The organism is SAR324 cluster bacterium (genome assembly GCA_015232315.1).
In the GTDB taxonomy this organism is placed as follows: Bacteria; SAR324; SAR324; order SAR324; family NAC60-12; genus JADFZZ01.
In genome coordinates this window covers 1-7,528 of sequence record JADFZZ010000064.1, presented here as the reverse complement: position 1 = coordinate 7,528, position 7,528 = coordinate 1, and the positions used below count along the sequence as shown (strand labels likewise).

Here is a 7,528-nt window from a genome sequence, read left to right as displayed (position 1 = left end):
AGCTACACTCAGCTTAACTTTCAGGATTGAATCGCTAAAGAGTAGAACGAGTGCTTTCAGCCTCAAGAACGATTATATCATTTTCATCACCCGGGGTGAAATTATTTTTTCATGATCGGTTAACTTAGGAAACTTTGAAGTGTGATCACCCCTTACACGGATACAAACGCTGGTAGCGTCGGGTTACGTCCCGACGTTCTCCGGAAAGGCATCGGGACGTAACCCGATGCTACCGTTTTCGCACCCGGGAGTCACTGGCACCAATTCCCCCTTGGTTTAAGGGGGTTAGGGGGATGTTATTCTGAGCGTTAAATCCCCCATGCCCCCTTTGAAAAGGGGGATTTTCTCGCAGGTAATTTCTTAACTTAACAGCCTTGTACGTCCCGTGGGGCACGTTATCCCTCAGGCGAAGCAGAGCTTCGCACCCACCGGAAGTGGGTCATGGAACGGTCACGAACGGGACGTTCGTAACCAGAAAGTTTTCCCTGTTATTCGTTTGCCGTTCCTAAATCAGTTTATCCAGATAGCGGACGTTGTATTGCAGTGCGCCATCTTCACAAGCGTCAATACACAATCCGCAACGGGTACAATCTCCGGAAACCACATATTCCGATTTTCCCTGATTGACGGTTTCCTTCAATACCCAGGGCACCATGCAGACTCGCTGGCAGTTTTTACAATTGGAACATTTATTGACATTCCAGCGTACCTTGAACGGTGCGAAGCGGCCCAGAATATTGTAGGACACGCCGACCGGACAAAAATACCGGCACCACGCTCTGCGGCTGTAAAACACTTCAAACAGGAGCAATGCCAGCACCCACAACAGTATCAATCCCGGACCATACACAATAAACCGGCTCAGGATCGCCACCGGATTCAACACTTCAAAGACAGTAAATCCTGTAAAAAATGCCAGTCCGAGAAACATGAGATAGAAATAATATTTGATTTTGGTATCAAACACATGGTTCCGGGAAATAAGGCGTTTCCTGATCAGAAAATTGTGCAGCATTTCTCCCAGTTCTGCCAGAAAGTGATAGGGACAGACCCAGGAACAGAAAAACCGGCCTCCCAGCATCAAGTAAATGATAACCACAGTGGTCATGCCGATGATCAGATTGATGTGGATCACCTTGCTGGCCAGCATGACCTGCAAGGCAGCAAACGGATCAGCCAGATGAAATCCAAGCAGTCGGGATCCGCTGAGAGTTCCTTCCAGAATCTGGATGTCATAATAGAAGGACGCAAAAAACAGGAAATTCATGCCCAACAGAAAAGACCAGCGGATGATAAGCCATTTTCGGGGTGATTTGTTTTCATGGATTGAAACATCCCGTAGCCCCGGACCTTTTCGTTTTTTTGTTTTTTTTATGCCAGCCTCTGTTTGTGTAGAATGTTGTACCGCGTCCAGGGTCGCCTGAATCGGTAAAATTTTTTCTGTAGCGGCCTTCCCGGATGATTGCGGGATCAAGGCGTTTTTTTCAGTAGAATTCATGCGGAAATCTCCTTCCACTTGAGTCTGGGGGTAATGGTGATGGAGGGAACCGGGGTGGGGCATTTCATTTCACAAACCCCGCAACCGACACAGGTTCGTTGAACCACAGGACGAACGTCTGTTTTGCCGGAAACGTCCGTATGTTCTTCAAAGGTGATGGTCTGTTCTGACTTGATGGGGCATTCCTCAAAACACACACGGCATGGTGTTTCTGACTGACTTGAATTTTTCACAAACGTTTTGAGCCAGTTCCAATGATCCTCATTCAATTTATGGATGATCACCGGGATGACCTTGAGGGAAACAGTTTCGAGTTCCAGGCGTTGTTTGAAGGTTTCGAGTTCCTCATCGTTCAACCTTGGAATCAGAGCGGTGAGCAGGTCATGAATTGTTTCATCAGGGGCTGTCTCTGGCAAGGATTCAAGTAGAAACAGCAGATCATTCTGCCTGTTGACAGACAAGCAAGTGTCAGGATGACGGAGGACCGCAAGCCCCATTTCCGCTTCTTTCCCCTCGGAAATATGATGATCCAGCGCGCCGGTCGGACATGCCAGCACACAGGGAAGTCCCTTGCAAAGGATGCAGGCTCCTTCCCGGGGAACAATAAACGGTGTACCGATACCAAATCCCTGACGGATTCCGGCCAGACTGATGACCTGCGGCGGGCATACCTGAAGGCATTGTCCGCATTTGATGCAGGAAGCCAGAAACACATCCTCCTCCAGTGCGCCGGGCGGTCTGAGGTGCAATTCCTTACTTTTTAACAGGGGAACACTGGCCAACCCGTAAGCGGCGGCACCGCCCACACATACCAGCGTGGAAGCCTTGAAAAAATTTCTTCGTGTCAGAGTTCCCGCTTTTTTAGGGGGACTCGGGAGAGAATCCTGTGACATATCAGCAAATCCTCAATGAAAAAAAGTGCTAAGGAACATTGATAAAAAACTCAAAAAATCACTCCTGCAGGGCATGCGTAGAGACGCGCGATTCTCACGTCTCTACAGACGTTTGTTAAAATGTTTCAGGGTTATACATTGTTTATTCTTGGGGTGAAGAATGTGTTTCATGAAACAATCCTGGTTTGGGCATGTTGTGTCCCATTCCCTGGTGCTGGTCTTTCAAGGCCTGATGATTCCATACTCTTTGTCTCACCTCATCAAAGGTCAACGCGTTTTCAAAGGGGTCTCGACTGGCTGAGAAACCATATCCCATGGGGGTGTGACTGTCGCCGGAACGCCAGTGCGCCTTGTAGGCATCGAGCCACTGAAAGGTATTGATATCTGCCACCCAGATTTTGGCGTTGTCTTTCCATGGTTGATTTTTGATCCATGACAGGGCGCATCCCGCATCATCAAACAAATGCGCCTTTCCACCGGGTTCGACGACCTGTGTCGCATAACGCGGATCACTGATGGCCATGCGGCAATGATCGCAAACATCACGATCCCAGACAATATCATCCGGAAGTTGCTCAGGATTTTTTTTCTGACAACCTGCCAGCACCAGCACGGAGACAAGCATCAGCAGGATAAGTACCCGACCAAAAATCTTTAAACATTTTTTCTGGTTCCCTACCTCTGATGGGGAACCTTCCTTAGCCCACCTCCGGTGAACGTCTGTTAAGTTAAGCCCTGTGATGGTACTGGCCGCAATTCCCCCTTGGTTTAAGGGGGTTAGGGGGATGTTATTCTGAGCTTTAAATCCCCCATTCCCCCTTTGAAAAGGGGGATTTTCTTGGAGGTAATTTCTTAACTTAACAGACGTGCACCTCCGGTGGCTTGCCAACGAGCCGTGGAAGGGCACCAGAGGTGCCTTATGGAGCGGTTCCCGACGAGCCGTCAGGAACCAGATTAATGTTAAAAAACTTTTGATCGGGTACTTACCGGGATTGTAAAAGCACTTAGACCAAATCGCCACGTCGAAAAATTTCATAACCACTCCATGAGCAAAGCCCACCCAAACCGGCAGGATAAATGAGCGCAAACCATAAAAAGCCCTGCCGCCCCAAATGATCCAGAATCACAAACGCCGAAGGTCCAAGCACCGACAATTCAGGATCAAACAAAAGCAGTGTCGCGGTTCGGAAAGTTTGGAGCGGATTCAGCAGTGAAATTCCGATGACCACCTGTTCCTGTACCTGATGCTGAAGCATGACGCCAATCATGATGATGTCAATGAATACCAGCAGAAACAGCCATACCAGAAACGCCATTCCCAGTCCCCATTCCTGTTTACGGGTCAGAGTGGAAAGCAACATCCCGATACCCAGAAAACACCAGGTCAACGATCCCATCAGCAAAGAATAATACCCCACTGTATTCCAAACCACTTCCAGATTTTTGAACAATCCCCAAAGTGCTGAGCCACATAACGCCACAACCACAGGCAGAAATACCACCAGAAAACGAGCGAGAACTTTTCCCCAGTAATACGCGCCCAGTGAGATAGGAAAGGACAACAGATACTCCAGCACATTTGATTCCCTGTCACCCACCACGGATCGTACTGTTGTGATCAGGATAAACACTGGCAAAACAGCGACACAAAGCTGAATGTAAGTCACCATCAACCGGCTCAGGCCTGTAAACCCCAGAACTCTGGACTCCGTGATGCCCAGGGTGAACAGTAGAATAATCGCGCCGCCAAAGATGAGCACATAGACCACGAACCAGCGTGCCCGGATGGATTCGCGCATTTCAAGCAGTGTCATGGCCCAAAGTTTTTTCAAAGTTCCTCCTGAGCCATCGTCAATTGATGGATATGGCCGGCAAATTGAGAAACAGCATTCAAGAAACGCATACGATCCACAGCCACAATATTTCCTTCAAATACCAGAGGTTGTGTTTCCTCAAATTTCCATTCGTTGATGATTTTCTGGATAAAATCATTTCGGTCGGTCATGACCATTCGGCATTTCAATAAATGAACTGATGAGTTTTTTCCACCAAGGGGTTCATCCAGCACAATTCGTCCGCAATCCATTTCAATCACACGATTGACCAGGCTCAGAAGTTCGTCCACCCGATGACTGCTGAGCATCATGGTTGTTTCCCGGGGGATTTGCGCCAGTCTTAAAAAAAACGCTTTTCGTCCTTGAGGGTCCAGATTGGCGGCCGGCTCATCCATGATCAGCAATTCGGGATTTTTGGCCAGAGCCAGGGCAATGAGCAGTTTTTGTTTCATGCCGCCAGACAGTTTCATAAACGGTTTTCCCAAATGCTGACGCAGATCCAGACCCAACTCATCGGCTACCTGATAAATCCGCTCCAGAGTGGTTTGCGTGCAGATTGACGCGGAAAATTGGACAAGCTCGCCCACGTTCATGGGAAGTGGTGGCGGATGCTGAGGAACAAAGCCGATCTTCTGAAGTAGGGCTTCCCTGTTTTTTTGAGGTTCCTGATTCCAGGCCTCCACTTTTCCTTCGTAACGATATTGCCCCATCAGACAACGGATAAGCGTGGTTTTGCCCGCGCCATTCTGACCAATCAGCGCGATGCGTTCACAAGCGCGAATGGAGAGCTTCACGTCATCCAGTACCTTGTGTTTCTGGAATGTTTTGGTCAGACCGGAAATTTCAATCACAGGGCCTCAATTGTCATATATTTCATCCATTTCATCTTCATCAGGAATTCTGAATTGTAAGTTTTCCGGAGACAATCTTAGTTCCGCATCACGCATGAATACAGGGTGGGTATCCTGTAGCATCAGCCGGGGTTCTGAAAAAGGCGCGAGTTTGGAAAGAAAATTGATCATGCTGATCACCGGTGACGCAAAATAAAACCGGACCCATGGATCATCCATCCAGAGTTGTTCCAGATAGGCATGATTCACATAGCCGGAATCACCATAGCCATCCCTGTTTCGATCAAAGCCTTCATAGTCACTCCAGTAATTCCCGTCCCAGAGGTTGTCTTTAGCCGTTCCGTTGTTATGCGCGGCCACCGCTTCCAGGTTGTCAATCATGGCGTTGCCCTTGAAAATATTGCGTGACAGTGTGCTGTGGAAAACGATTCCCTGAACGTTATAGCCGATATGGTTTCCCAGAAACAGATTGAATTTGTAGGGATCAAACGGGGACTGATCAATGTAAATTCCGGTCGCGCAGTAAACAATACGGTTCTGGCGCAGAATGATGTTGTCCACTTCTTTCATTCCGATCCCCATGCCGGTGGCACCCTGGGAATAAAGAATTTCATTGAATTCCAGTGTGGCGTCCCTGCTGTACATCAAAAAAATGCCGACAGCGCTGTTGCGGTAATGGTTGCGGCGGACATTGCTGGCGCCGGCATACATGAAATGCAGGGAATAGCGATTGTTCCACCCCTGATTGTCTTCCACCAGATTATCATTGGAATACCAGATGATCATGTCACGGGAATCATGGATCCGGTTTTCACGAAAAATATTCCGGTTGCTGGCCCAGGCCCGGATCGCATCGCCCCGTTCACCCAGGGGCAGGGGTTTTGAGGAAATTTCGTTGCCGATGATTTCATTGTCATGGGCTTCTTTCATGTCGATTCCGAACAGTGTATCATGAATGTGATTGTTCAGGATTCGATTATGGGCAGACAGCAGAACAATGGCGGAATCAACCAGATCATGGCTGTGGCCGGAGTTGGTGATGTTCAGTTGACTCAACGTGACATGATCGGCTTGGACTGTGATCACTGATCCTTCGCCACCGCCATCAATGGTGGCCTTGCCATGACCTTCAATCGTGAGGGGACGTGAAATGATAACACGCCCCTGATAGGTTCCGGGTTTCAATTCCAGAATGCCGCCCTCCGGGGTGTCATCGATCATGTGTTGAAGAGAGGGAAAACTCAATGCCGCACTGCTCATGAAAAACCATAGTGCCAATGTAAGCCATCCATGTTTTTTCGACATCGTGTTATGCCCTGGCCATTTCACGCAAGGCTCTTCGTTTGATCAAAACAGCCAAAATCATGGAGAGGAACACCCCCAGCAGGACATAGAACCCGGTTGCGGGATAGGAATGCGTTACAAATTGTGCCACTTTCCCATCCCCCAGCACTGTAGGCATGAACGGTTTGACTTCAAAGGCTCCGTAAGCATGGAGATTGTGCCCGAACCAGTATAGCCAGTAACTGAAAAATCCGAGATAGTACCATGGAAGCAGGGCGGGAATCAGCCCTAGTGCCCACCAGCCCGGTCCGTTATAAAACAGAAACGCAAGCAACATGAGTATGAATATGAGATACACAAACGGCACCAGTTGTCTGACTGTATAGGCCCCGATATCCATCGGGTCCATGCCGATATAATGGTTGATGACATTCATCTCAACCACTTTTCCCTGGAAATCAGTCAAGGTGAAGAACACAGGAATCCCATCAGGATAGGCACTTTTGGGGTATTGAGGGGCTTCCAGTGAAACTTTCCAGACCGGCATGGTTTTGTAACCGATCAGATAGGCCCATGCCCCTTCAGGAAAATACTCATACATCACGGGTCCCAGATGGGATGACAGTTCCGGTGGTGTATCACGGAACTCAATATCCTCCGGAATCAGAAAGGAAAATGGCTGAAACGACAGATTTTCCTCGTCAACTTCCACCTCTCCCGTGATGGGATCATGGTATTGCCAGAGGGGGCCCGCGACATAAGAAAATACTAGCAGACCCAGCCCGATCAGCACCAGAATCCGGCTGATATTCAAACGTTTGGAAGCATCCATGTGCCCTCCTTCAGGATTGATTCAATAAACAATGTACAGGATAAGTACCCGACCAAAAATATTTAAACATTTTTTCTGGTTCCCTACCTCTTGTGCAAGGCTGTTAAGTTAAGCACTGTGAAGGCACTTGCAGCAATTCCCCCTTGGTTTAAGGGGGTTAGGGGGATGTTATTCTGAGATTTAAATCCCCCATGCCCCCTTTGAAAAAGGGGATTTTCTCGCAGGTAATTTCTTACTGTGAAAATATAGGCAATGAGGACAGAGTTCCACTGTGCGAGTCAGAAGGCTCACTATCCAAGGTATAGATGGACCATTATTGAGTGGTTTAGTTCTGC

General features: G+C 48.4%; 7 protein-coding genes. All 7 read right to left on the bottom strand.

All coding sequences use genetic code 11. The features are described 5' to 3' along the window. Positions 1-505 precede the first annotated feature (505 nt). Complete coding sequence (locus HQM11_20935) at positions 506-1,498, bottom strand: NapH/MauN family ferredoxin-type protein (GenBank protein ID MBF0353504.1); 993 nt, start codon at positions 1,496-1,498, stop codon at positions 506-508. Next, a complete protein-coding gene (locus HQM11_20930) occupies positions 1,495-2,391 on the bottom strand; it encodes a 4Fe-4S dicluster domain-containing protein (protein ID MBF0353503.1) in 897 nt (298 codons plus the stop codon). The genes HQM11_20935 and HQM11_20930 overlap by 4 nt, the downstream gene beginning before the upstream one ends. A 142-nt stretch (positions 2,392-2,533) precedes the next feature. Continuing rightward, positions 2,534-3,016, bottom strand: coding sequence for a protein NosL (locus tag HQM11_20925; GenBank protein MBF0353502.1), 483 nt, complete (start codon positions 3,014-3,016; stop codon positions 2,534-2,536). A 379-nt stretch (positions 3,017-3,395) separates the two neighbouring features. After that, entirely contained in the window at positions 3,396-4,205 is an 810-nt protein-coding gene (locus HQM11_20920; GenBank protein ID MBF0353501.1) for an ABC transporter permease subunit, read from the bottom strand. Between the two features lie 14 nt (positions 4,206-4,219). Continuing rightward, positions 4,220-5,077: an ABC transporter ATP-binding protein gene (locus tag HQM11_20915; GenBank protein MBF0353500.1), complete on the bottom strand. Its 858-nt coding sequence runs from the start codon at positions 5,075-5,077 to the stop codon at positions 4,220-4,222. A 6-nt stretch (positions 5,078-5,083) separates the two neighbouring features. Beyond that, positions 5,084-6,382 carry a nitrous oxide reductase family maturation protein NosD gene (gene nosD, locus HQM11_20910; GenBank protein MBF0353499.1) on the bottom strand — a complete coding sequence of 433 codons (1,299 nt, stop codon included), beginning with the start codon at positions 6,380-6,382 and terminating at the stop codon, positions 5,084-5,086. Between the two features lie 4 nt (positions 6,383-6,386). Then, the gene (locus HQM11_20905; protein MBF0353498.1) at positions 6,387-7,193 is read right to left on the bottom strand and encodes a cytochrome C; all 807 of its coding nucleotides are present in this window, start codon (positions 7,191-7,193) and stop codon (positions 6,387-6,389) included. Between the last annotated feature and the right edge of the window lie 335 nt (positions 7,194-7,528).